Source organism: Streptomyces sp. NRRL F-5630 (assembly GCF_000719475.1).
Classification (GTDB): Bacteria; Actinomycetota; Actinomycetes; order Streptomycetales; family Streptomycetaceae; genus Streptomyces.
In genome coordinates this window covers 1-23,801 of sequence record NZ_JOGO01000004.1, presented here as the reverse complement: position 1 = coordinate 23,801, position 23,801 = coordinate 1, and the positions used below count along the sequence as shown (strand labels likewise).

Here is a 23,801-nt window from a genome sequence, read left to right as displayed (position 1 = left end):
CGCCGCCGGGGAGGCAGTCTGGGAGCTATGCCCGAACTGCCCGAGGTCGAGGCCCTGCGGGACTTCCTCGACGACCACCTCGTCGGACGCACCCCCGCGCGCGTCCTGCCCGTCGCGGTCAACGTCCTCAAGACCTACGACCCGCCGCCCAGCGCCCTCGTGGGGCACGAGGTCACGGACGTGCGCCGGTACGGGAAGTTCCTCGACCTCGTCACGGCCGGCGGCCCCCACTTCGTCACGCACCTCGCCCGCGCGGGCTGGCTGCGCTGGCAGGACAAGATGCCCGAGACGCCGCCGAAGCCCGGACGCGGCCCGCTCGCGCTCCGCCTCGTCCTCGACGACGGCTCCGGCTTCGACCTCACGGAGGCCGGTACCCAGAAGCGCCTCGCCGTCTATGTGGTGGACGACCCGGACAGGGTTCCCGGCATCGCCCGCCTCGGCCCCGACCCGCTCGCCCCGGAGTTCGACCGGGCGGTCTTCGCCGGGCTCCTGCACGGCGAGCGCCGCCGGCTCAAGGGCGCGCTGCGCGACCAGAGCCTCATCGCCGGGGTCGGCAACGCCTACAGCGACGAGATCCTGCACGCCGCGAAGCTCTCCCCGTTCAAGAGCGCGGGCCGCCTCACCGAGGAGGAGACGGGCCGCCTGTACGAGGCCCTGCGCACGACCCTCACCGAGGCCGTCGCGCGCTCCCGGGGCATCGCGGCCGGCCGCCTGAAGGCCGAGAAGAAGAGCGGTCTGCGCGTCCACGGCCGCACGGGCGAGCCCTGCCCCGTGTGCGGCGACACGATCCGCGAGGTCTCGTTCGCCGACTCCTCGCTCCAGTACTGCCCGACCTGCCAGACCGGCGGCAAACCCCTCGCCGACCGCCGCCTCTCCCGGCTCATCAAGTAACCGTCGTCGCCCAGAGGTACGCAGTGGCCCACCCGCCGACACCGGCACATGCCCGCTTCGCCTCAACGAGCTGGTGCGCACCCCCGCACCCGCTCCGCCCCGGCGGACGAGGTGACGGTGGAGCTGACGGCTCGCGTCCGAGGCGCGACCCCCCTCCCGGGAACGGGCGCCGGATTCACTCGTACGAGGGAAACGCCGCGTTGACGCGAGAAGGTGGCTCCGCTCCCGGGCCGCCCGGGCCCGTACCGCCTAGACTCCAGCGCCATGCTGCGCGTACTGGCCGTGGACGACGAGGAACCCGCGCTCGCGGAACTGCTCTACCTGCTGCGGGCCGATCCGCGTGTCACGAGCGCCGAGGGTGCCACCGACGCGACCGAGGCGCTGCGCAGGCTCGGACAGGGGATGGAGGACGGGGGCGACGCGGAGCCCGTCGACGTGCTCTTCCTCGACATCCGCATGGCCGGGCTCTCCGGGCTCGACGTGGCGCGGCTGCTCGCCGGGTTCGCGCGTCCCCCGCTCGTCGTCTTCGTCACCGCGCACGAGGACTTCGCCGTCACCGCCTTCGACCTCAAGGCCGTCGACTATGTCCTCAAACCGGTCCGCAGGGACCGCCTCGCCGAGGCCGTGCGCCGCGTCGCCGAACGCGTCCGGGCCCAGGAGCCGCGCCCGGCCCTCCCCGCCACCACCACCTCCGCGCACATCCCCGTCGAACTCGGCGGCGTGACCCGCCTCGTGCCCGTCGCCGACATCGCCTACGTCGAGGCCCAGGGCGACTACGCGCGCCTGCACACCGCCGAGGGCAGCCACCTCGTGCGCGTCCCGCTCACCACGCTGGAGGAGCGCTGGCAGCCGCACGGCTTCGTCCGCATCCACCGCAGCCACCTCGTCGCCCTCCACCGCGTCGAGGAACTGCGCCTGGACGGGGGCGGCATGAGCGTCCGCATCGGCACGGCGGTCCTCGCCGTCTCGCGCCGCCACGCGAGCCGCCTGCGCGAGTCGCTCCTCAAGCGGGCGGGAGGCTGAACCGGGACGCCCGGCCACCCACCGCGCCCGGTCCCGCTCCGGTACGAGCCGCTCGTCCCCGGACGTCCTCACGGCGCCCGCCCTCCCCAGCCACAGGGGCGGCGGCCCCGCTCCCGCCGCGCACGTGCCGCCGACCACCGGGTGCTCCTGCTGGCCGAGGAGGCCCCGGAGCACCTACGCCGCGTGGCCCCCGGCCGACCCTGAGCGACCACGCCACTTTCCCGCGGGGCTCCCGCCCCCCTACACTCCGCCCCGTGCCCGCAGAGCAAGCTCCCCGCCGTGAGGTCGTGACGGGGGACCGCAAGGCAGTGCGCCGGCCCGCCGGGCGGCGCACGCAACTGGAGATCCACGAGCAGACCCCGCTCGGCGCCGCCTACGTGCGCTCCCTCATGCGCAGTCAGCTGCGCACCGGCCTCGCCGCGCTCGCCGTGCTCGCGCTGCCCGTCGTCACGCTCCCGCTCTTCCTCGGCGCCCTGCGCAGCCCGGCCACGACCTGGGCTGTCCTCGGCTTCGCCTGCTACCCGGTGCTCGTCGCCCTCGCGTGGGCGTACGTGCGCAGAGCCGAGCGCAACGAACGCGACTTCGCCCGCCTCGTACGCGGCGCCGAGCACCCCCACGAGCCCCCGCGCCGCGCCCCCCTGCCGCCGCCCCGCGCCGACGAGGCGCCGCACTCCGCCCGGCAGCCCGCCCGTCCTGACGCCCCCGACCGGCACGGTGCCGCGTGAACCAGGCGTACGCCATCCCCGCCGTCGCCGTCGTCGTCCTCGCGACCGTCCTCATCGGCGGCTTCGGCCTGCGCGTCTCGCGCACCACCTCGGACTTCTACGTCGCCTCGCGCACCGTGGGCCCCGGGCTCAACGCCGCCGCGATCAGCGGCGAGTACCTCTCCGCCGCCTCCTTCCTCGGCATCGCCGGGCTCGTCCTCCTGCACGGCCCCGACATGCTGTGGTACCCCGTCGGCTACACCGCCGGCTACCTCGTCCTGCTCCTCCTGGTCGCCGCGCCCCTGCGCCGCTCCGGCGCGTACACGCTCCCCGACTTCGCGGAGGGCCGCCTCGAATCGGCCACCGTGCGGCGCGCCGTGAGCGGCTGCGTCGTCGGCGTCGGCTGGCTCTACCTGCTGCCCCAGCTCCAGGGCGCGGGGCTCACGCTCTCGATCCTCACCGGCGCGCCGCGCTGGTTCGGCGGCGCGCTCGTGGCGGCCGTCGTCGTCCTCGCCGTCGCGGCCGGCGGGATGCGCAGCATCACCTTCGTGCAGGCGTTCCAGTACTGGCTGAAACTCACCGCGCTGCTCGTCCCCGCCTTCTTCCTGCTCCTAGCCGCGCACGGCGACCCCGCCGTGCCCGCCGGGCTCCCCGCCGAGAGCGGCTACCTCGGCGGCGCCGGCTCCGGGCAGCCGCTCGCCACGAGCCGCGCCGACCACCCGCTCTACGCCACGTACGGGCTCATCGTCGCGACGTTCCTCGGCACGATGGGCCTCCCGCACGTCGTCGTCCGCTTCTACACGAGCCCCGACGGGCGCACCGCGCGCCGCACGACCGTCGTCGTGCTCGCCCTCCTCGGTGCCTTCTACCTCCTCCCGCCCCTCTACGGCTGGCTCGGCACCCACTACGCGCCCGAGCTGAGCCGTACCCAGGACGCGGACGCCGCCGTGCTGCTGCTCCCGGGCCGCGTCGTCGGGGGCCTCGCGGGCGACCTGCTCGGGGCGCTCGTCGCGGGCGGCGCCTTCGCCGCGTTCCTCTCCACCGCCTCCGGGCTCACGATGGCCGTCACCGGGGTCCTCACGCAGGACGTCCTGCCGCCGCGCGGGCTGCGCCACTTCCGGCTCGCAGCCGTCCTCTCGGTCGGCGTGCCGCTCGCGGGCTCGCTGCTCGTCGCCGGGGTCCCCGTCGCCGACGCGGTCGGCATGGCCTTCGCCGTCTCCGCCTCCTCCTTCTGCCCCCTGCTCGTGCTCGGCATCTGGTGGCGCCGCCTCACCCCGCCCGGCGCCCTCGCGGGCCTGCTCGCGGGCGGCGGCAGCGCGCTCCTCGCCGTCACGCTCACCGTCGCGGGCGTCGTCCGCACCGGCTGGCTGCACACGCTGCTCGCCTGGCCCGCCGTGTGGAGCGTCCCCGTCGGCTTCCTCGCGATGGTCCTCGTCTCGCTCGCGACCCCGAGGAGCCTCCCGCCGCACGCCGGCGCCACGATGGCCCGCCTCCACCTGCCCGAGGCGCTGCGCGCCGACGACGAACCCCTCGGGGAGCGCCCGTGACCGCGACCGCGCTGCTGCTCGCCCTGTGCCCGCTCCTCCTCGCGGGCGGCTTCCTCCTCGGCCGCCGCACCGCCCACCCGGCGGGCCGCAGCGACCTCGGAACGCCCGTCGAGCGCGCCCCCTTCGAGACGCTGCACACCGCCTCGCTCGCCGCGCCCCCGCTGCGCGCCGGGCTCGCCGACCTCGACGAGGAGAGCGCGCGCAAGGCGTTGCGCAGGCTCCGCACCCTCCTGGGCACCGAGTCCCTGTGCCTGACCGATGAGGACCGCGTGCTCGCGTGGGCCGGGCACGGCGAGCACCACGCGGCGCACCTGCCCGCGCGCCTCGAAGGGGTGCTCGCGCACGGGCGCAGCGCGGCCTTCGACTGCGGCTGCGCGCCCGAGGCGGGCTGCACGTCCCGCTGGGCGGTGGCCGCGCCCGTCGTGGCCGAGGACCGCGTCCTCGGCGCGCTCGTCACGTACGCTCCGCGCGAGTCCGCCGTCCTCGCGCGCGCCCTCGACGAGGTCGCCCGCTGGGTCTCGGTGCAGCTCGAACTCGCCGAGCTGGACCATTCGCGTACGCGTCTGATCGAGGCCGAGATCAAGGCGCTGCGCGCGCAGATATCCCCGCACTTCCTCTTCAACTCGCTCGCCGCGATCGCCTCGTTCGTGCGCACCGACCCCGAGCGGGCCCGCGAACTGCTCCTCCAGTTCGCCGACTTCGCGCGCTACTCGTTCCGCAGCCACGGGGACTTCACGACACTCGCCGACGAGCTGCACTCGATCGACCAGTACCTCGCCCTGGTCCGGGCCCGTTTCGGCGAACGGCTCTCGGTGACGCTCCAGATCGCGCCCGAGGTGCTCCCCGTCTCGCTCCCGTACCTGTGCCTGCAACCGCTCGTCGAGAACGCCGTGAAGCACGGGTTGGAGGGCGCCGTGACGCGCAGCCGCATCACGATCGGGGCGCGGGACGCGGGCGCGGAGGCCGAGGTCGTCATCGAGGACGACGGCGTCGGTATGGACCCCGAGCGGCTGCGTCGCGTCCTGCGCGGCGAGGGCGGTCCACAGGCGGGCATCGGGCTGCTCAATGTGGACGAGCGCCTGCGGCAGGTCTTCGGCGAGGACCACGGCCTGGTGATCGAGACGGGCGTGGGCGCGGGCACGCGGATCACGGTCCGGCTCCCGAAGTACCACCCGGGGGTCCACTCGACCCCGATGCCGCACCGCGCGTGAGGCGAGCGGCAGGCCGGAGCGCGGCGCCCCTCGTGACTCGCCCCGGGCGGCCTCAGAAGAGGTGGATCGCCAGGTGCCCGAGCGGCAGCCCGAGGCGCCAGGCCGCCGTCCACACCTTCGGCCGCTCCTCCTCGGACACCGCGGCCCCGCCCGGTACCGCGTCCAGGTCCGGGGCCAGCAATTCCGTCTCGCGCAGCCACTGCCAGGCCCCGCGCGCGAGCCGCAGCTCGGCGCGGCGGCGCGGTCCCGGCCGGGAGGCGGTCGCCTCCGCCAGCCGCTCGGCGACCCAGTCCTGCCAGGGCTGGTCGTGCGCGGTGAGCGCGAGCCAGGTCTCCAGTTGCGTGATGACCCGGATGCCGCTCAGCTCGTCCTCGGTGTCCGCCAGGTAGACCGTGAGCGCGAGCGCCTCACGTCCGGCGCGGAACTCGAAGGAGTCCGGGGGCATCAGGTCCCCGCTGCGCAGCAGTTCCTCGGCGATGTACTCGGCGTACAGCCAGCCCATCGGAACCACGAGTGTCCCGGTGCCGGCCGTCTCCCCGCTCCCGTTGCCCATCGCGTACGTCCTCCTCAGATCGACGAGTACAGCCGATTACCCGAGGGGTGGTCACGGCAAGCCTCTTTGCGAAGACTTGACCGAGTGTCCGGTTTCAATGCGCCACGGGGGTGTAACCGGGCAGCACGTTCCGCAGGGAGCGCAGCGCGTAGTACGCGCGGGACTTGACGGTTCCGGCGGGGATGCCGAGCGCCGCCGCCGCCTCCGCGACGCTCGCGCCGCGGAAGTACACCTCGACGAGGACGTCTCGGTGCTCGGGGCTCAGCCCGCGCAGCGCCTCGCGCACGTCGAGAGCGGCGGCCGAGCGGTCGGCGTGGTCCGCGCACGGCGGCGCGTGGTCGAGCAGTACCTCGCCGACCTCGGCGGGGCGCGCCCTGCGGGCCCGGCGCGCGTCGATCGCGAGCCGCCGCCCGACGGTGAAGAGCCAGGGCCGCACCGAGGCGTAGTCGGCACGCCGCAGCGCCTCGGGGTGCTGCCAGGCCCGTACGAAGGTCTCCTGCACGAGGTCCTCGGCACGCTGCCGGTCGCCGTCGCTCAGCCGCAGCAGCAGCGCGAAGAGCGCGTGGCCGTGCGCCCGCTGGAGCTCGGCGAGTTCGCGTTCCCCGGTGACCTCACGGGGTCGCTCCCGGGTGGCGTCGAGGGCCCCCGCGCGGCGCGGGGAGCGCTGGCGCGGGATGGCGGCGAGGGCGGCAGGCATCGTCGTCGTCGGCGGTGTCATGGCGGTATGCCAGCGCAGCCCGCGCCGGACGCACATACGCCGTACGTGGCTGTGCGACGGGCGGTCGAAGCGCTCGACGAGCGGTGCGACGAACGGTCGGCACCGGCGCGTACGGAGGGGCGGGGGAGTGCGGGGTGGCGCGAACGGGCGAGCGCGCGCCGGGGATCGGGGCCGTTGCGGTGGCATTCGCCCGCTGCCGGGGATGGGGACTTGCGCACCGATGGCGTGGCTATGTCTTGTCGGTTTGTCATATTTACGCCCGTGTGTCGCTCCTCCGGAGGTCGCCATGCCCCGTCCCGCCCTTCCCCGCCCCGTCCGGCCCCGGCTGCCCGGACTGCGGACCGGCCTGCTGCTCGCCGGTCTCGCCTCGACCGCCACCGCGTGCGCCGGACTGACCGGCTCGGAGGGTGCCCCGGCCGTCCACGCCCGGCCGCACGGCGTGGGCGGAGCCCCCGCCTCACCGGCGTCCCCCTCGCCCTCCCCGTCCGACAACCGCCACGCCTTCACGCTCCTCGCCTCGGGCGACGTCCTCCCGCACGACTCGGTCATCAAGCAGGCGCACGCCGACGCGGGCGGCAAGGGTTACGACTTCCGCCCGATGCTCTCGGGCGTCAAACCCGTCGTCTCCCGCGCCGACCTGGCGATCTGCCACATGGAGACGGTGTACGGCGACGACGACGGCCCCTACACCGGCTACCCGGCCTTCGTCTCTCCGCCGCAGATCGCCACCGCCCTCGCCACCACGGGCTACGACTCCTGCTCGACCGCGTCGAACCACAGCCTCGACGACGGCACCGCCGGCGTCGCGCGCACCCTCGGGGCGCTCGACCGCGCGGGCGTCGCGCACGCGGGCACGGGACGCAGCGAGGCGGAGGCGCACCGGCCCGCGTGGCTCACGGCGGGCGGCGCGAAGGTCGCCCACCTCAGCTACACGTACGGGACCAACGACATCCCGCTGCCGAAGGAGGCGCCCTGGACCGTCCGGCTCATCGACGAGGGCCGTGTCGTCCAGGACGCGCGCGCCGCGCGCGAGGCCGGGGCCGATGTCGTCGTCGTGAGCATGCACTGGGGAACCGAGTGGCAGACCGCCCCCGACGCCCAGCAGCGGCAGCTCGCCCAGGCGCTCACCGCCTCGCGCACGGGCGAGCGCCCCGACATCGACCTCGTCATCGGCACGCACGCGCACGTCCCGCAGGCGTACGAGAAGGTCAACGGCACCTGGGTCGTCTACGGCATGGGCGACCAGATCGCCGGCCGGATGATCAACGACGAGGGCGTGCACGACCCGCGCGGCAACGAGGGCACACTCGGCCGCTTCACCTTCAGCCCGCCCACGAAGCCCGGTGACCGCTGGCAGGTCACGAAGGCCGAGTTCCTGCCGCAGTGGTACGACCTCGCCGTGAACCGCGTCGTCGACGTGGACGACGCGATCGCCAAGGGCCGCGACCTGACCGCCGTCCGCGACCGCCTGCGGAAGGTCGTCCTGAGCCGGGGCGCGGCGAAGGACGGCCTGGTGGAGGGCCGCTGACGCCGTTTCCAGGGGGCGGGGAGGCCGCGCCGGGGCGCGTGCCCTAGCGTCCCGCGCACCGGTACCGGGCGGCCCCGGACCTTCGCTCCCTACGGCACCACCGTCACGGGCCAGCGGCCCGTCTTGACGAGGCGGACCGCCACCGAGCCCACAAAGCGGTGCCCGGCCTGCTCCGAGGCGCCGACCACCACCGCGTCCGCCTTGAGTTCGTCCGCCGCCGTGACCAGGCCCGTGTACGGGTCGCCGCGGAAGGTGTGGAACTCCCAGCGCAGATCGAAGATGCCCTTGAAGAGTTCGGTGCCGTGGCGCAGTTCCTCCATGAGGGACTCGGCGATCTCGTCGGTCGTCTCGGCCACGGGCGCGCCCATCGCGGCCCCGGCGGCGAGCAGGGGCTGCACGTACACGAAGGCCAGGAGTGAGCCCTGCCGCCTGGCCAGTCCGCCTCCGTACGCCGCCGCGCGGAAGGAGGAAGCGGAACCGTCGACGCCGACCACGATCACCTTCGGTCCGTCGGTGCCGCGTTCGAACTGGGATGGCTTTTGTTCGGTCACGCAGTGAGGTTAGTGCCTGGCCTCGGCCGGTCACAGGGCTGGTCCGGCCGGGTGTACCCCACACCTTGTGACGGCGTTGCGCCGGTGCCCGAGGTGTCCCGAGTGCGTGGGATCGGCCCATGGACGCGGTACGAAGCACCGTCGCGGCTCCCCGCGAACCGGACCCCGGGCCAGGCGCCCCCTCGCGCCGCGCGCTGCTGCGCACGGCCGGGCTCCTCGCCCTCGCCCCCGTCGCCGCCTGCGCGGGCGACGCGGAGCCTCCCCGGGCGGCGATCCCGTCCCGCCGCCTCCTCTCGCCCCGCGCCCACCGGGCCCTGCTCCCCGAGGCGCCCGACGCCAAGCCCACGGAACCGGCCCCGGGGCCCCGCACTCCTGCCCCCGCGCCTCCGCCCCCGGTCCGTACCGCGCCCTTCACCCGGCTCCCCCGCGCCGGGCACGCCCTGGCGCTCACCTTCGACGACGGGCCCGACCCGCGCTGGACCCCCGAAGTCCTCGCCGTACTCGCGGCCCACGAGGTGCGCGCGACCTTCTTCGTGTGCGGGAGACAGGCCGCGCGTCACCCGGCGCTGCTGCGCCGCATCACCGAGGCGGGCCACCTCATCGGCAACCACACCTGGGACCACCGCAGGCTCACCGGCCTCGGGCGCGCGGCGGTGGAGGAGCAACTCGCCCGGACCAGCGAGACCGTCCGCCGTGCCACGGGCCGCGCGCCCGCCTGGTTCCGCGCCCCCTACGGCGAGTGGGACCGCACCGTGTACGCGCTCGGCGCCCGCCACGGCATGGAACCGCTCGCCTGGAACGTCGACACGGAGGACTGGTCCCGGCCCGGCGCCGCCGCGATCACCCGCCGCGCCCTCGCCGGGGCGAGCCCCGGGGCCGTCGTCCTGTGCCATGACGGCGGCGGCGACCGCGCCCAGACGGTCGCCGCGCTGCGGCGCCTCCTGCCCCGGCTGAGGGCGGGCGGCTGGGACCTGGTCCAGCCCGACCGGCGGCTGACGCGGGGCGGTACGGCGTAGGCAGGCCGCTGCGACAGGGATCGCCCCCACGGGGCGCTGCGATGTGGAGCGCTACGACGCCACGGCCTCCTTCGATTCCAGGCGCCCCAAGGGGTGTGCCGTGGCCGCCAGTTCCGCGCGCGCCGTCGCCCATGCCGTGCCGTCCGTGCCGAGGACGTCGTGCAGGTAGGCCGTGGTGACGTCCTGGACGAGCGAGAGGCGGGCCGGGTGCTCGTCGGTGGTCTCGGCGGACCCGTACCCCGGTATCCCGCCGAGGGAGTGCTCCCCGCCGTGGACCGTGAGCAGGCACTTCGGCCCCGGGCTCAGCGTGTACGGGTCCTTCGTCCACTCCGCTCCCCGCACCGAGAGCGGCAGGTCGTCCGCGTCCCCCGCCACCACGAGCGCGGGGCGGCGCAGCGCCGAGAAGTCCTGGTCGCGAAGCCACGGCAGGTGCGTGGTGGCGAAGGGTGTGAGATCCGCGCCGCCACTGCCCGCCGTGGCGAGCAGCACGCCCGCCGAGACGCGCGGGTCCGACAGGTCCTGCTGTGTGCCGGTCTCCGGGTCGGTCACCCGCAGGCCGAGCAGCACGCCCGCCGTCTGGCCCCCGAAGGAGTGCCCCGCCGCCGCGATCCGCGCGGTGTCGACGCGCCCCGCGAGCCCCGGCACCGCCGCCACGATCTCGCCGAGGTGGTCCAGGACGCGCTTCATGTCCTCGACGCGGTGCCGCCAGAAGCGGGGCCGGCGCGGATCGTCCGCCGCGAGGCCCAGCGCCTTCGCGTCCAGGTGGGTCGGCTGGATCACGACGAGGCCGCGAGCGGCCCAGTGATCGGTCAGCGGCCCGTACCCCTCCAGCGAGGAGCCGAAGCCATGCGCGAACAGCACGACGGGCAGCCGCTCGCCGTTCGCGGGCGCGGAGACCCGTATCCGCAGCGCGGTGCCGCGACCGGGCGCGGGCACGTCGAGGGGCTTGAGGGAGAGGACGGGGGAGGGGGCGAGGAGGGGCATGGGGAGTGCTTCTTTCCGGCGGTCGTCGACGCTCTACTTGAGCGTTCAAGTGCTACCGTAAAGACGCGGCACTTGAACGGTCAAGTGCGGACGCCGACCCCGGGAACGCGAAGGGAACGCCATGGCCCACAGGCCCGTGCTCACCGCCGAGGAGGAGGACGCCTGGACGCAGTTGCACCTGGTGGCGCAGCTCCTGCCCGCCGTCATGGACCAGCGCCTGCGACGGGACGCGGGGCTCGGGCACTACGACTACGCCGTGCTGCTCACGCTGTACCGCGCGCCCGAACGCACCGCCGCGATGACCGGGCTCGTCGAGATCACCTCGGGTTCGTTCTCGCGGCTGTCGCACACCGTCACGCGCCTGGAGGGGCGCGGCCTCGTCACACGGGAGCGGCGCGGCTCGCACCGCTACGTCTCGCTCACGGACGAGGGGCGCCGGGTCTTCCTGACGGCCGCCGCCGGGCACATGGACGAGATCCGGGCCCAGGTCCTCGACCACCTGCCCCCCGAGGGGGCCCGCGCGCTCGGCGAGCTGCTGCGGCCGATCGCCACGCGGCTGCGGGCGAACGCGCCGCGAGGCTGAGCGGGGTCAGCGCGCCGAGCCCACCATCCGCGCGAACACGACGACGTTGCCGTCGTACCCCGTGCCCCTGTGGTACGTCCCGCCGCAGGTGATGACCCGTAGTTCGGGGCCCGCCGTCGCCCCGTACACGCGCTCGCCGGGGAAGTCGTCCTGGGCGAAGACCTCGACCCCGTACACCTCGAAGAGCACGGTCCGCCCGTCCGCCCGCTCGACCGCGATGTGCCGGCCCTTGCGCAGCGCCCCGAGGCCGTAGAAGACGGCCGGGCCCTCCTTGTTGTCGACGTGCCCGACGAGCACGGCCGGGCCGCGTTCGCCGGGCGAGACGCTGCCCGTGAACCAGCCCACGAGATTGCGCTCGGCGGGCGGCGGCGCCTGCACCCAGCCCTGGGCGTCCAGCCCCACGGGCCGCACGGGCGCGTCCACCCGGATGTCCGCCACGCGCACCCGCCGGGGCCGCGAGAAGCTGAGATCCCGCGCCTCGCCGGCGGCCGGAGAGGCGCTCCCGGGCGCGGCGGCGCGGGCGGGCTGCGGCGGCGCGCTCAGGTGCTCGCCCGAGCCGTCCCTGAGCAGCGCGATCCCCGCCAGCAGCACGAGCGCGAGCGCGCCCCACGCCGCCCGCCCCCGCACTCCGCCCCGCCGGGTCCGCGCCTCCATCCGCTCCTCCTCCCGCGCCCTCGCTCCACGGGCCGCACGCTAGGGCCTGTCTTCCATCTCGCCTCTGCCGCGCGACGCCCGGTACGCACTCTCGCCGCACCGGCCGAAATCCCAAGTACGCCCAGTACGAGGGGTTCCGGCCAGCACGCCGAGAGCACGCACCGGACGCCGCGTGGCCGCCCTGCGGGCGACGAGGCGAGATTGCAGACAGACCCTAGGCGCGGGGGCCGGGAGCGGCGACGGGTGATGGGCGAACGGGTGGCCCGCCCGGGAACGCGGGCGGGCGGCCAGACGATCCACCGCGCCGCCCCCGCTCGACCGACGGGGCGAAAGGTGCACCGGGGCGGCGTACCCCGGGGTGCGGCGCGGTGCGCGGCGCCGAAGGCTCGCGCTGCGGGGGCCGCCATCGACCGCCGGGGAAGGACCCCGGGGGCGCCCGCTTCCCCGGAGGGCTTCCATGCGCACCATCCCCGCCGCCCTGGCCGCAGGCTGTGCCGTCGTCGTCGCCCTGGGAGGTGGTGCGACGCCCGCCTGGGCGCGTCAGGACAGCCCGGGCCCGCAGGAGATCGTGGTGACGCCCACGTCCGTGCCGCTCGGCGGCAGGGTGACCGTCGTCGTACGGGCCTGCGCGGGCGGCACCGTCGACTCGCCCGGCTTCCCCTCCGCCCGGCTGCGTCCGGTCGACGGCGGGGACAGCGCGACCGCCGCCTTCACGCTCGGCCCGGCCGCCGTACCGGGCCGCTACGACGTGACGGCTCATTGCCCCGGCGGGGAGCTGACCCGCCCCGCCGCCCTCACCGCCTTCCGCGGCACGGTCCACGGCGGAGTCGGGGGCGCCTCCGCCCACCGGGCGAGCCCGGCGGACATGGCGGTCGGCGGCGGTCTCGTCGTCGCGGCGGTCCTCGGCGGCGGCGTCCTGTGGCTCCGCCGCCGCACCGAGGACCGCGCGGACCGCGCGGCGGCGACGCGCCCGGGACGCGGGGCGGCGCCGCACGGGCGGTGAGCGGGGAAGAGGAGAAAGGCGCGGGACGCCCCTGCCCCGCCGGGTGGCCGGGGGACGTTCCTGCCCCCGGCCGGATGGCCCGGCGTGGACCGGATGTGCTCCCCGGTGAGCGGCGCGGCGCCCTCGTCGTCCTCGCCGTCTACGTCGTCCTCGCCGCCGCGCCCGCTGTCGCGCGGGCGGGGCACGCCACGACGCCCGGGGGAGCATCCGCCGACACCGTGCGCCGAAGCGGACGCTTCGACCGCGAGCGTCATGAACCCGCTGGAACCCGCTGGAAACCGTTCCGTCGACGCCGTTAAAGTCAGACGAATTCCGTCGGCAAGCGAACGGCACCGGAAGTGAACGCTCAGTTCCCCGATAACGTCCCCCGTCGCTCTCCGGCCGGTTTTCGCCCCAGACCCGCCCGGACGAACCGGATGAATTCCCGCTAATTCGCCGCTCCTTGTCAAACGCGATCGTCGCCGACGTCAAGTCGGCTTGTACGGAACGCAGTTCGGCGGGGTGTGCCGCACCGGCCCCGTTTTCCGTGCGGGCCCCGGGGACGTAAAGTGCCAGCGGGCCGCCGGTGGGCGGGGGAGAAAGAGGAGGGTGTCGTCGCCGCCCAGGTGATGACCGGGAACGGACGGTCATTTTCCGTTTCTGCTCGCTCTTCTGGCGCCTGATCAGTAGCCTCTGCGCAGGCGACCCCACCCGCGCGCGACCGCCCCGGCGCCCGGGACAGCACGCGCGAGGGGGCGCCGCACCCGGAGAGACGAGCACCGCACCCCACCACCGGCTTCGGCCACCCCGGCCCCCCACCCGCAGCGACTTGGAGCACCGATGGAGCGACCCGCCTGGGCACCGCAGGGAATCGACATAACGGTTCCGAGCGTCTCCCGGATCTACGACTACTACCTGGGCGGCTCGCACAACTTCGAGGTGGACCGGGAGGCCGCGCGGCGCGCGATGGCCCACCTGCCGGGGCTGCCGAAGATCATGCAGGCGAATCGTGCCTTCATGCGGCGCGCGGTGCGCTACGCGGTCTCCGAGGGCGTCACGCAGTTCCTCGACATCGGCTCCGGCATCCCCACCTTCGGCAGCGTCCACGAGGTCGCCCGCGCCCTCGCCCCCGAGGCGCGCGTCCTCTACGTCGACCACGACCCCGTCGCCGTGGCGCACAGCGAGGCCGTGCTGGAGGGCGACCCGCTCGCCGGCGTCGTCGCCGCCGATCTCCGCAAGCCCGCCGAGATCCTCCGCGCCCACGCCTTCCGCGCACTCATCGACACGGAACGGCCCGTGGCGCTCCTCCTCGTCGCGGTGCTCCACTTCATCGAGGACAGCGAAGACCCGGCGGCAGCCGTCGCCGAACTCCTCGACGCGCTCGCTCCCGGCAGCGTTCTGATCCTCACGCACGCCGCGTACGAGCACATCCCCTCGCGGCAGGACGCGAGCGGCGTCGTCGGCGTCTACCGCGACATCCGCAAACCGCTCGTCATGCGCACCGCCGAGGAGATCGCCGGCTTCTTCGCGGGCACCGAACTCGTCGACCCCGGGCTCGTGCCGATGGCGGAGTGGCGGCCCGAGCAGGGACCGGGCGAGGAAGCGGAGCCGTACGCGAACTCTGGGTACGCGGGCGTGGGGCGCAAAGCGTGAGCGAGGCAAGCGCGACGAGCGGGACACGGGACGAGCCGGCCGACCGGGTCGGCAGGTTCGCGACCATCTGGAGCCGCGCACTCTTCCCGCTCACCGCGACCTCACTGACCCGCCCCGAGTTCGAGAAGCTGCTCCTGCCGCTCGCGCACCGGCTGCGCGCCGCGCTGCACGCCCGCGTCTTCGACGCTGCGGAGGCGCGCGACCTCGGCGCCGCGCTCGTCGCCGCGCACTGCACCGACCCGGAGACGCTCAGCCGCACCCTCGACGTCGTCGAGGCGTACCTCGTCCTCTACTGCGGGGACGACGGCCGCCACGAGGACCTCGCCGCGCGCGGCGCCCGCATCCAGCACGCCATGGCGGCGGGCTTCGCGGGGGCGCTGCGCGAGCGGACCCGTACCGAGCAGGAGGCGATCTCACGGGCCGCGCTCGGCGCGCGGGCCGCCGTCGAACGGGCCCTGCACGTGAGCGAGGCGCGTTTCCGGGCCGTCTTCGAGGGCGCCGCGCTCGGCATCAGCATCGCCGACATGGACGGCGTCATCGTCGAGGCGAACGACGCGCTCGCCGGGATGTTCGGCGGCCTCGTCAGCTCGCTGCGCGGCACCAACGTCCGCGAGTGGGCCCACCCCGACGACTCACCGACCGTCTGGCGCCTGTACGAGGAGCTGGTCACGGGAACGCGTGAGTACTTCCGTGCCGAGAAGCCCTTCTACCGCCACGACGGCACCGTCCTGTGGACCAACCTCACCGTCTCGCTCCTGCGCGACGACCGGGGCGAACCGCTCTACCAGCTCGCGCTCCTGGAGGACACCACCGAGCGGCGCCTGCTGAACCTGCGGCTGCGCTACGAGGCGACGCACGACGCGCTCACCGGGCTGCCCAACCGCACGCTCTTCTTCGAGCGCCTCGACAAGGCGCTCCAGGCGGGCGAGAAGGATCGCTTCGGACTCTGCTACCTCGACCTCGACGGCTTCAAGACGGTCAACGACAGCCTCGGCCACGACGCCGGCGACCGGCTCCTCGTCGAGGTCGCCGACCGGCTCCAGGGCTGCGCGGGCGGCGCCGGGGAGATCGTGGCGCGCATCGGCGGCGACGAGTTCGTGGCGCTCACGACCGGCCCCCGCGCCCGCGAGGAGGTCCACGAGCTGGCCGGGCGCATGATGCAGGCCCTCGCCGCGCCGGTACGCGTGGACGGGCGGGCGCTGACCGTGCGCGGCAGCATCGGCATCGTGGAAGGCCCCGGGGGCGGCAAGCGCGGGTCCGCCGAGGTGCTGCGCAGCGCCGACATCACGATGTACCGGGCCAAGGCGGCGGGCGGCAACCGCTACGAGGTCGCCGACCCCGAGGCGGACGCGCGCGCGATCACCCGGCACGGGCTGACGACCTCGCTGCCCGCCGCGCTGGAGCGCGGCGAGTTCTTCATCGAGTACCAGCCGCTCGTCGATCTCGGCGACGGCACGGTGCACGGAGCGGAGGCGCTGGTGCGGTGGTCGCACCCGCAGCACGGCACGATCGGCCCCGACCGCTTCATCCCGCTCGCCGAGCACACCGGTCTCATCGTGCCGCTCGGCCGCTGGGTGCTCGACGAGTCGGCGCGGCAGGCCCGGCTGTGGCAGGAGGAACACGGCGGCCCCGCGCCGCTGCGCGTCAACGTCAACCTCTCGCCGTGCCAGCTCCAGCACCCGCGACTCGTCGCCGACACCATCGAGATCCTGGAACGCACGGGGCTCCCGCCGGGCGCGCTGTGCCTGGAGGTCACCGAGTCCGCGCTCATCGGCGCCGACGACGACCTCCTCGAGCCGCTGCGGCGGCTCGCCGAGATGGGCGTGGACATCGCGCTCGACGACTTCGGCACCGGCTACTCGAACCTCGCCAATCTGCGCCGCCTCCCGGTGAGCGTCCTCAAGCTCGACCGCGCCTTCACGCGGGGGATGCAGCAGTTCCCCGCCGATCCCGTGGACCTCAAGATCGTCGAGGGCATCGTCGCTCTCGCCCACAGCCTCGACCTCGCGGTCACGGTCGAGGGCGTCGAGACGAGCGCCCAGGCCGACCAGCTCCGCGAACTCGGCTGCGACACGGCCCAGGGCTGGTACTACGCCCGTCCGGGCCCGGCGGCGAGAGTCAGGGAGCTGGCGCTGGTGGACGCGGTGAGCGGCTGAGGGGCCAGGGAGCGGGCACGAGGGCGCTCGCGGGAGCGGCGCCCCGTGCCGTCGGTCTGGTCCCCGGCCCGGGAGCGGCCGCGTGCCCGTCGGTCTCGTCCCCGGCTCGGCAGCGCAGCCCCCGTACCGGCGCTCACTCCGCCCGCAAGCGCGCCGCCTCCCGCACCAGAATCTCCTGGAGTTCGCGTGCCGCCCGGGGCGGGGCCACGTCGCTGCGGTGGGCGAGGGCGATCGTGCGGTGCAGGCCGGGGGAGGCGAGAGGGGTGACGCGCAGGCCCGAGCCGGGGCGCTCGGCGACCATGCGCGGGACGACGGCCGCCCCGAGCCCGGCGCGGACGAAGCCGAGCACCGCGTCCATCTCGCCTCCCTCGACGGCGAAGGACGGCTCGAAGCCCTCGTTGCGGCACGCGGCGACGGTCAGTTCGCGCAGGTCGTAGCCGTGCCGGAACATCACGAGGCGCTCCTCGCGCAGGTCGGCGATGCGGACCCTGCGCCCGCGTCCGCCGCCCGAGCCGGGGGCGCCGCGCAGCAGGGAGGAGACGACCACGAGGTCCTCGTGGAGCAGCTCCACCGTCTCCAGCGCGGGTGAAGCGGTCGGCAGCGGGAGGACGACGAGCGCGAGGTCGAGCGCGCCGCGCGCCAGCTCCCGGACGAGGTCGTGCGAGCCGCCCTCCTCGATGAGGAGCTGGATCCCCGGATAACGATCGTGATACGTCCGCAGGACGTCGGGGAGCAGTCCCGTGCACAGACTGGGGGTCGCGCCGAGCCGCACCCGCCCCCTGCGCAGCTGCGCGATTTCGCCCACTTCGTGGTGTGCGGTCTCGGCGTCCTCCAGGATGCGCCTGGCCAGCGGGAGCAGGGCCTCACCCGCGTCGGTGAGCGTGATGTTTCCCCTTGCCCGGCTGAAGAGTTCGGCTCCCAGCTCGCGCTCCAGCGCCTTGATCTGCTGCGAGAGCGAGGGCTGCGCGACGTGCACGATCTCGGCGGCGCGGGTGAAGTGCCGGGTCTCCGCCACGGCCACGAAATACTGGAGCTGCTGGAACTGCATAGTGCAACGATAGGCCAGGGCTATGGAAATGAGGCCAGTGATCTCTTGGACCTCTTGGGTCGTTCGGCCCTACCTTGCTTGACATGGCTCTGGCACCAGGGACGGACCGACGGCCGTCCAGGACTCGACTGATCTGGGATTCCTCCGTCGGCAAGAAGACAGTGATGGCCGTCTCCGGCCTTCTCATGCTGCTGTACTTGATCGCCCACATGTACGGCAACCTGAAGATCTTCTTCGGACCCGGAACCTTCGACGAGTACGCCCACTGGCTGCGGACCCTCGGCGAACCGTTCATGCACTACGAGTGGACGCTCTGGGTCGTCCGCGTCGTCCTGGTGGTCGCCGTCGTGGCGCACGCCGTCTCCGCGTACCAGCTCAGCCGGCGCGACCAGAAGGCGCGCCCGGTCAAGTACGCGCACCCGCGCCGCCGCGCCTCGTACGCGACCCACACCATGCGCTACGGCGGGATCATCCTCGCCCTCTTCATCGTGTGGCACATCCTGGACCTCACCACCGGCACCGTGCACAGCGGCGGCTTCCAGAACGGTCACCCCTACGCCAACGTGGTGGACACCTTCTCCACCTGGTACGGCAACGTGATCTACCTCGTCGCGATGCTCGCCCTCGGCCTCCACATCCAGCACGGCTTCTACAGCGCGGCCCAGACCCTCGGGGTCGGCAGCCGCAGCCGGGACCTGGTGCTCAAGACCCTCGCGAACGTGCTCGCCGTCGTGATCACGCTCGGCTTCATCGCCGTCCCGGTCGGCGTCATGACCGGATTGGTGGACTGACATGACTGACTTCGTCCAGTACCGGACGGCCGAAGAGCCCCTCGTCGACGCCTCCGCCCCCCAGGGCCCCGTCGCCGAGCGCTGGAGCGACTACCGCTTCCACGCCAAGCTCGTGAACCCCGCCAACCGCCGCAAGCACCGCGTCATCGTCGTCGGCACGGGCCTCGCGGGCGGCTCCGCGGGCGCCACCCTCGCCGAGCAGGGCTACCACGTCATCCAGTTCTGCTTCCAGGACTCCCCGCGCCGCGCCCACTCGGTCGCCGCGCAGGGCGGCATCAACGCCGCGAAGAACTACCGCAACGACGGCGACTCCGTGCACCGCCTGTTCTACGACACGGTCAAGGGCGGCGACTTCCGCGCCCGCGAGTCGAACGTGCACCGCCTCGCCGAGATCTCCGTCGAGATCATCGACCAATGCGTCGCCCAGGGCGTCCCCTTCGCCCGCGAGTACGGCGGCCTCCTCGACAACCGCTCCTTCGGCGGCGTCCAGGTCTCCCGCACCTTCTACGCCCGCGGCCAGACGGGCCAGCAGCTCCTGCTCGGCGCCTACCAGGCGCTCTCGCGGCAGGTCGCCGCCGGCAACATCGAGCTGCACGCGCGCACCGAGATGCTCGAACTGATCATGGTGGACGGGCGCGCCCGCGGCATCGTCGCCCGCGACCTGGTCACCGGCGCGATCGAGACGCACTTCGCGGACGCCGTCGTCCTCGCCTCGGGCGGCTACGGCAACGTCTTCTACCTCTCGACCAACGCGATGAACTCCAACGCGACCGCCATCTGGCGGGCGCACCGCAAGGGCGCGTACTTCGCCAACCCCTGCTTCACGCAGATCCACCCGACCTGCATCCCGCGCACCGGGGACCACCAGTCCAAGCTCACGCTCATGAGCGAGTCGCTGCGCAACGACGGCCGCATCTGGGTGCCCAAGGCCAAGGGCGACCAGCGTCCGCCGAACCAGATCCCCGAGGACGAGCGCGACTACTACCTGGAGCGCATCTACCCGTCCTTCGGCAACCTCGTGCCCCGCGACATCGCCTCGCGCGCAGCGAAGAACGTGTGCGACGAGGGCCGCGGCGTCGGCCCCGGCGGTCAGGGCGTCTACCTCGACTTCGCCGAGGCGATCGCGCGCATGGGCCGCAAGGCCGTCGAGGCCAAGTACGGCAACCTCTTCGACATGTACCAGCGGATCACCGACGAGGACCCCTACCAGGTCCCGATGCGGATCTACCCCGCCGTGCACTACACGATGGGCGGCCTCTGGGTCGGCTACGACCTCCAGACCACCATCCCCGGCCTCTTCGCGATCGGCGAGGCGAACTTCTCCGACCACGGCGCCAACCGCCTCGGCGCCTCCGCGCTGATGCAGGGCCTCGCGGACGGCTACTTCGTCCTCCCGGCCACCATCAACGACTACATCGCGAAGAACCCCAAGCCGGCCGAGGTCACCGCCGAGCACCCGGCGGCCGTCGAGGCCGTCAAGGAGACCACGGACCGCCTGGAGCGCCTCCTCGCCGTCGACGGCGACCGCACCCCCGACAGCTTCCACCGCGAGATCGGTGAGCTGATGTGGGAGTACTGCGGCATGGCCCGCACCGACGAGGGCCTGCGCAAGGCCCTGGCCCGCATCCCCCAGATCCGCGAGGAGTTCTGGAAGCGGATCAAGGTCCCCGGCGAGGGCGCCGAGTTCAACCAGTCCCTGGAGCGCGCCAACCGCGTCGTGGACTACCTCGAACTCGCCGAGCTGATGTGCCTCGACGCGCTGCACCGCGCCGAGTCCTGCGGCGGCCACTTCCGCGAGGAATCGCAGACCCCGGACGGCGAGGCCGCCCGCAGGGACGAGGAGTTCTCCTACGCCGCCGCCTGGGAGTACACCGGCACCGGCGAGGCCCCCGTCCTGCACAAGGAAGACCTGGTCTTCGAGTACGTCCACCCCACCCAGCGGAGCTACGCATGAAGCTCACCCTGCGCGTTTGGCGCCAGAAGAACGCGGACGCCCCGGGCGCCATGGTCACCTACGAGGTGGACAGCATCTCCGAGGACATGTCCTTCCTCGAAATGCTCGACACCCTCAACGAGGAACTCACCCTCAAGGGCGAGGACCCGGTCGCCTTCGACCACGACTGCCGCGAGGGCATCTGCGGGGCCTGCTCGCTCGTCATCAACGGTGACGCGCACGGCCCCGAACGCACCACGACCTGCCAGCTCCACATGCGGTCCTTCAAGGACGGCGACACGATCGACATCGAGCCGTGGCGCGCGGCGGCCTTCCCGGTCATCAAGGACCTCGCGGTGAACCGCTCGGCCTTCGACCGGATCATCCAGTCCGGCGGGTACATCTCCGCCGCGACCGGTACCGCCCCCGAGGCCCACTCCACGCCGGTCCCCAAGCCCGACGCGGACTACGCCTTCGAGCACGCCGAGTGCATCGGCTGCGGCGCCTGCGTCGCGGCCTGCCCCAACGGCTCCGCGATGCTCTTCACCTCGGCGAAGATCAACCACCTCAACGTCCTGCCGCAGGGCGCCCCCGAGCGCGAGACCCGCGTCCTCGACATGGTCGCCCAGATGGACGCCGAGGGCTTCGGCGGCTGCACGCTCACCGGTGAGTGCGCCACCGCCTGCCCGAAGGGCATCCCGCTCATGTCCATCACGAACATGAACCGCGAGTGGCTGCGCGCCCAGCGCAAGGCCGGCAAGCGCTGACCCTCGCGGGGGCGGGCCGACCCGCCCCCCGTCCGCCCCGGGCATCCCGTCCTGACGAGGGGATGCCCGGGGCGGACGCGCGTCCGGGGCGCCGCGCCCCTCCCTCCGCGAGATCCGCCGCCGTCCGGGGTCGAAGCGGGTGGCGGTCGCGGCATGGAGGGCTGGGCGGGGCGAGGGCCCGGACGGCACGGGCGGAGGACGCCTGGCACCCGTGCCGACGCGGGCGTGCGGTCACCGGGCCAGGCCGTCCAGCCACTCCACGAGCAGCGCGCCGACCTCCTCGGGCCGCTCCTGCTGCACCCAGTGCCCGCAGTCGTCCAGCAGGTGGGTGCCCCGGAGCCCCGGCAGGGTGCGGGGGAAGGCGTCCACGGCCTCGGAGAGCCAGGCGAGCGAGGCGTCCTCGCGGCCCGCGAGGAAGAGCGAGGGCTGCCGGAGCGGTTCGCCCTCCCAGGCCGCGAGGTCTTCCCAGTCACGGTCCATGGCGCGGTAGCGCGCGAGCGCGCCGCCGAAGCCCGTACGCTCGAACTCCCCGGCGTAGAAGTCGAGTTCGGCCTCGCTCAGCCAGGAGGGAAGCGGGCCGTCCACGAACCGCTCCCGCATCGCGTGCCCGCGCGGGACGAAGAACGGTCCGGGCGGCGCGACGCCGCTCCGCCCGGAGAGCGTGGTGTAGAACCCGGCGAGCCAGCCCCGTACGTCCCGCTCCATCTCGGCCTCGGCGCCGGGGCGTTGGAGGAACGGCACGTAGAACTCCTCGTCGCCGCCCATCGAGGCGAAGACCTCCGAGGGGCGGGGTCCGCCCGGCGGCGTGTACGGGACGCCGAGCAGCGCGATCGCCGAGAACACCTCGGGCCGCAGCAGCCCCGCCTGCCCGGCCAGTGTGGCCCCCCAGTCGTGCCCCGCGAGCACCGCCCGCTCCTCGCCCAAAGCCCGGACGAGAGCGACGAGTTCACCGACCAGCGCGACAGCCCGGTACGCCTCGGTGCCCTCCGGTCGCGAAGACCGCCCGTACCCCCGCGCGTCGACGGCCACCGCGCGGTACCCGGCGGCGGCGAGCACGGGCAACTGGTGCCGCCAGGCGTACCACGACTCGGGGAAGCCGTGGAGGAGCAGCACGAGCGGTCCCTCGCCCTGCTCGACGACATGCACCCGCCCCCCGGGGAGGGCGAACAGGCGGTGGCGGGCGGACGGAGCGGGCGGGGTCACGTGAACCTCCGGGAGACGCGCGGATCGGACACCTCCGAGCATTCGCCCAGGTCGCACATGGGCCAAGCGGACTTGCCGGGTCGGCAAAACGCCCTTTCCCCCGCTGCGCGAAAGACGCCGGGAAACCCTTGACACCCCCGGCCCGCCCCATCGATAGTTCTCGCCCCTGAGCGCAACGGCGTAGCGCTCAGCGCACCATCGGCACGGTGGCCCGGCCACGGGACGGCACAGCCGCACCAGGGCCCCGCCACGACGGTCAGCCGCAGGACGAGAGGACGAAGCGATGTTCGAGGCGCACGGCACCACTGCCGAGGACAGCGCGACGCGGCCGGACGTGCCGGGACCCGCGCGAAGCGATGAGTCGGGACCCGCGCGAAGCACCGGGGGTCCGGCGGCGGAGGCGTCCGCCGACGAGGCTCCCGCCCCGGCCCGTCCCGGCGTCCTCCAGGGCGCGGACCGGGCCCTGCTCGCGCTGCTCTCCTTCACGGAGCGCCGCCCGGAGTGGGGTGTGAGCGAGATGGCGCGCCGGCACGGCTGGGACAAGGCCGTCGCGCAGCGCGTCCTCACGACGCTCGTCTCCCGGTCCTTCCTCAGCTGCGACCCCGCGACGCGCCGCTACCGCCTCGGCCCCGCCGTCTCACGCCTCGCCCGGGTCGGCGAGCACAGCGGCGTGCTCCCCTCGCTCGTCCGCCCGATCCTCGCCGGGCTCCTGCGCGAGACGGGCGAGAGCGTCGTGCTCAACGTCCCGCAGGGCGCGGGATACCGCTGCGCCGCCGCCGTGGACGGCACCGGGCCGGTGCGGTACACCGCGATCATCGGGGCCGTCATCCCCGGTCACGCGGGCGCGTCGGGTCACGCCATCTTCGCCCAGTACCCGGAGGCGGAGCTGCGGCTCCTCTTCGGCGCGGCACCGCTCCAGTCCTTCAACGACCGCACCGTCACCGACATCGACACCCTCCTCGGCATCTACGGGGAGGTCCGCGAGCGCGGCTACAGCGTGAGCCACGGCGAGTACGACGAGGCCGTCACCGCCGTCTCCGCGCCCGTCTTCCAGGCGGGCTCCGTCGCCGCCTCGCTCACCGTCATCGGCCCCGCCCACCGCGTCACCCGCGAGGCCGGGCGCCTCACCGCACTCGTCCTGGAAGGTGCCGCACAGGCCACCGCCGCCTTCGGCTCCTGACCGGACCACCCGCCCCACCGGACCACCGGCCCCACCGGACCACCGGCCCCACCGGACCACCGGCCCCACCGGACCACCGGCCCCACCGGACCACCCGTCCCACCGGACCACCCGCCCCACCGGAC

General features: G+C 74.1%; 22 protein-coding genes. 15 read left to right on the top strand and 7 right to left on the bottom strand.

Annotated elements, in window-relative coordinates; genetic code table 11:
• The first annotated feature begins 27 nt into the window (after window positions 1-27).
• From IF99_RS0102700 to IF99_RS0102680, 5 genes are all read left to right on the top strand, one after another.
• Window positions 28-891, top strand: coding sequence for an Fpg/Nei family DNA glycosylase (locus tag IF99_RS0102700; RefSeq protein ID WP_030994661.1), 864 nt, complete (start codon window positions 28-30; stop codon window positions 889-891).
• Between the two features lie 264 nt (window positions 892-1,155).
• Complete coding sequence (locus tag IF99_RS0102695; protein WP_030994660.1) at window positions 1,156-1,914, top strand: LytR/AlgR family response regulator transcription factor; 759 nt, start codon at window positions 1,156-1,158, stop codon at window positions 1,912-1,914.
• 254 nt (window positions 1,915-2,168) lie between these two features.
• Window positions 2,169-2,639 carry a hypothetical protein gene (locus IF99_RS0102690; RefSeq protein WP_030994659.1) on the top strand — a complete coding sequence of 157 codons (471 nt, stop codon included), beginning with the start codon at window positions 2,169-2,171 and terminating at the stop codon, window positions 2,637-2,639.
• Window positions 2,636-4,165, top strand: coding sequence for a cation acetate symporter (locus tag IF99_RS0102685; RefSeq protein ID WP_030994658.1), 1,530 nt, complete (start codon window positions 2,636-2,638; stop codon window positions 4,163-4,165). Before IF99_RS0102690 ends, IF99_RS0102685 begins: the two co-directional genes overlap by 4 nt.
• Window positions 4,162-5,376, top strand: coding sequence for a histidine kinase (locus IF99_RS0102680; protein ID WP_030994657.1), 1,215 nt, complete (start codon window positions 4,162-4,164; stop codon window positions 5,374-5,376). The genes IF99_RS0102685 and IF99_RS0102680 overlap by 4 nt, the downstream gene beginning before the upstream one ends.
• Before the next feature lie 52 nt (window positions 5,377-5,428).
• Here IF99_RS0102680 and IF99_RS0102675 read toward each other — a convergent pair whose 3' ends face one another.
• Entirely contained in the window at window positions 5,429-5,929 is a 501-nt protein-coding gene (locus IF99_RS0102675) for a hypothetical protein (RefSeq protein WP_030994656.1), read from the bottom strand.
• 94 nt (window positions 5,930-6,023) lie between these two features.
• Entirely contained in the window at window positions 6,024-6,647 is a 624-nt protein-coding gene (locus IF99_RS0102670; protein WP_078654974.1) for a sigma-70 family RNA polymerase sigma factor, read from the bottom strand.
• Window positions 6,648-6,933: 286 nt separating this feature from the next.
• On the opposite strand from IF99_RS0102670, the gene IF99_RS0102665 reads away from it, so the two are divergent.
• Window positions 6,934-8,175: a CapA family protein gene (locus tag IF99_RS0102665; protein ID WP_030994654.1), complete on the top strand. Its 1,242-nt coding sequence runs from the start codon at window positions 6,934-6,936 to the stop codon at window positions 8,173-8,175.
• A gap of 89 nt (window positions 8,176-8,264) precedes the next feature.
• Here IF99_RS0102665 and IF99_RS0102660 read toward each other — a convergent pair whose 3' ends face one another.
• The gene (locus IF99_RS0102660; RefSeq protein WP_030994653.1) at window positions 8,265-8,726 is read right to left on the bottom strand and encodes a universal stress protein; all 462 of its coding nucleotides are present in this window, start codon (window positions 8,724-8,726) and stop codon (window positions 8,265-8,267) included.
• A 119-nt stretch (window positions 8,727-8,845) separates the two neighbouring features.
• Here IF99_RS0102660 and IF99_RS0102655 point away from each other — a divergent pair, with 119 nt between their 5' ends.
• Entirely contained in the window at window positions 8,846-9,742 is an 897-nt protein-coding gene (locus IF99_RS0102655) for a polysaccharide deacetylase family protein (RefSeq protein ID WP_051703336.1), read from the top strand.
• Window positions 9,743-9,793: 51 nt separating this feature from the next.
• On the opposite strand, the gene IF99_RS0102650 is transcribed toward IF99_RS0102655, so the two are convergent.
• Window positions 9,794-10,726 carry an alpha/beta hydrolase family protein gene (locus IF99_RS0102650; protein ID WP_030994651.1) on the bottom strand — a complete coding sequence of 311 codons (933 nt, stop codon included), beginning with the start codon at window positions 10,724-10,726 and terminating at the stop codon, window positions 9,794-9,796.
• A 121-nt stretch (window positions 10,727-10,847) separates the two neighbouring features.
• On the opposite strand from IF99_RS0102650, the gene IF99_RS0102645 reads away from it, so the two are divergent.
• The gene (locus tag IF99_RS0102645; RefSeq protein ID WP_030994650.1) at window positions 10,848-11,309 is read left to right on the top strand and encodes a MarR family winged helix-turn-helix transcriptional regulator; all 462 of its coding nucleotides are present in this window, start codon (window positions 10,848-10,850) and stop codon (window positions 11,307-11,309) included.
• Window positions 11,310-11,315: 6 nt separating this feature from the next.
• On the opposite strand, the gene IF99_RS0102640 is transcribed toward IF99_RS0102645, so the two are convergent.
• Window positions 11,316-11,963: a class F sortase gene (locus IF99_RS0102640; RefSeq protein ID WP_030994649.1), complete on the bottom strand. Its 648-nt coding sequence runs from the start codon at window positions 11,961-11,963 to the stop codon at window positions 11,316-11,318.
• Window positions 11,964-12,420: 457 nt separating this feature from the next.
• Here IF99_RS0102640 and IF99_RS0102635 point away from each other — a divergent pair, with 457 nt between their 5' ends.
• From IF99_RS0102635 to IF99_RS0102625, 3 genes are all read left to right on the top strand, one after another.
• Window positions 12,421-12,966: a hypothetical protein gene (locus tag IF99_RS0102635; RefSeq protein WP_030994648.1), complete on the top strand. Its 546-nt coding sequence runs from the start codon at window positions 12,421-12,423 to the stop codon at window positions 12,964-12,966.
• An 819-nt stretch (window positions 12,967-13,785) separates the two neighbouring features.
• Complete coding sequence (locus IF99_RS0102630) at window positions 13,786-14,598, top strand: SAM-dependent methyltransferase (protein ID WP_030994647.1); 813 nt, start codon at window positions 13,786-13,788, stop codon at window positions 14,596-14,598.
• Window positions 14,595-16,754 (top strand): putative bifunctional diguanylate cyclase/phosphodiesterase, encoded by a 2,160-nt coding sequence (locus IF99_RS0102625; protein ID WP_030994646.1) that lies wholly within the window; start codon window positions 14,595-14,597, stop codon window positions 16,752-16,754. The genes IF99_RS0102630 and IF99_RS0102625 overlap by 4 nt, the downstream gene beginning before the upstream one ends.
• Before the next feature lie 133 nt (window positions 16,755-16,887).
• On the opposite strand, the gene IF99_RS0102620 is transcribed toward IF99_RS0102625, so the two are convergent.
• A complete protein-coding gene (locus IF99_RS0102620) occupies window positions 16,888-17,802 on the bottom strand; it encodes a LysR family transcriptional regulator (protein WP_030994645.1) in 915 nt (304 codons plus the stop codon).
• Between the two features lie 83 nt (window positions 17,803-17,885).
• On the opposite strand from IF99_RS0102620, the gene IF99_RS0102615 reads away from it, so the two are divergent.
• The 3 genes from IF99_RS0102615 to IF99_RS0102605 are packed head-to-tail and all read left to right on the top strand — an operon-like array spanning window position 17,886 to window position 21,293.
• Window positions 17,886-18,593 (top strand): succinate dehydrogenase, encoded by a 708-nt coding sequence (locus IF99_RS0102615; protein WP_051703335.1) that lies wholly within the window; start codon window positions 17,886-17,888, stop codon window positions 18,591-18,593.
• Between the two features lies 1 nt (window position 18,594).
• Window positions 18,595-20,547: a fumarate reductase/succinate dehydrogenase flavoprotein subunit gene (locus tag IF99_RS0102610; RefSeq protein ID WP_030994643.1), complete on the top strand. Its 1,953-nt coding sequence runs from the start codon at window positions 18,595-18,597 to the stop codon at window positions 20,545-20,547.
• Window positions 20,544-21,293 (top strand): succinate dehydrogenase/fumarate reductase iron-sulfur subunit, encoded by a 750-nt coding sequence (locus IF99_RS0102605; RefSeq protein ID WP_030994642.1) that lies wholly within the window; start codon window positions 20,544-20,546, stop codon window positions 21,291-21,293. Before IF99_RS0102610 ends, IF99_RS0102605 begins: the two co-directional genes overlap by 4 nt.
• Before the next feature lie 231 nt (window positions 21,294-21,524).
• Here IF99_RS0102605 and IF99_RS0102600 read toward each other — a convergent pair whose 3' ends face one another.
• Window positions 21,525-22,538, bottom strand: coding sequence for an alpha/beta fold hydrolase (locus tag IF99_RS0102600; protein WP_420705638.1), 1,014 nt, complete (start codon window positions 22,536-22,538; stop codon window positions 21,525-21,527).
• Between the two features lie 241 nt (window positions 22,539-22,779).
• On the opposite strand from IF99_RS0102600, the gene IF99_RS0102595 reads away from it, so the two are divergent.
• Window positions 22,780-23,676, top strand: a complete 897-nt coding sequence (locus IF99_RS0102595; protein ID WP_078654965.1) for an IclR family transcriptional regulator — start codon at window positions 22,780-22,782, stop codon at window positions 23,674-23,676.
• The last annotated feature ends 125 nt before the right edge of the window (window positions 23,677-23,801 follow it).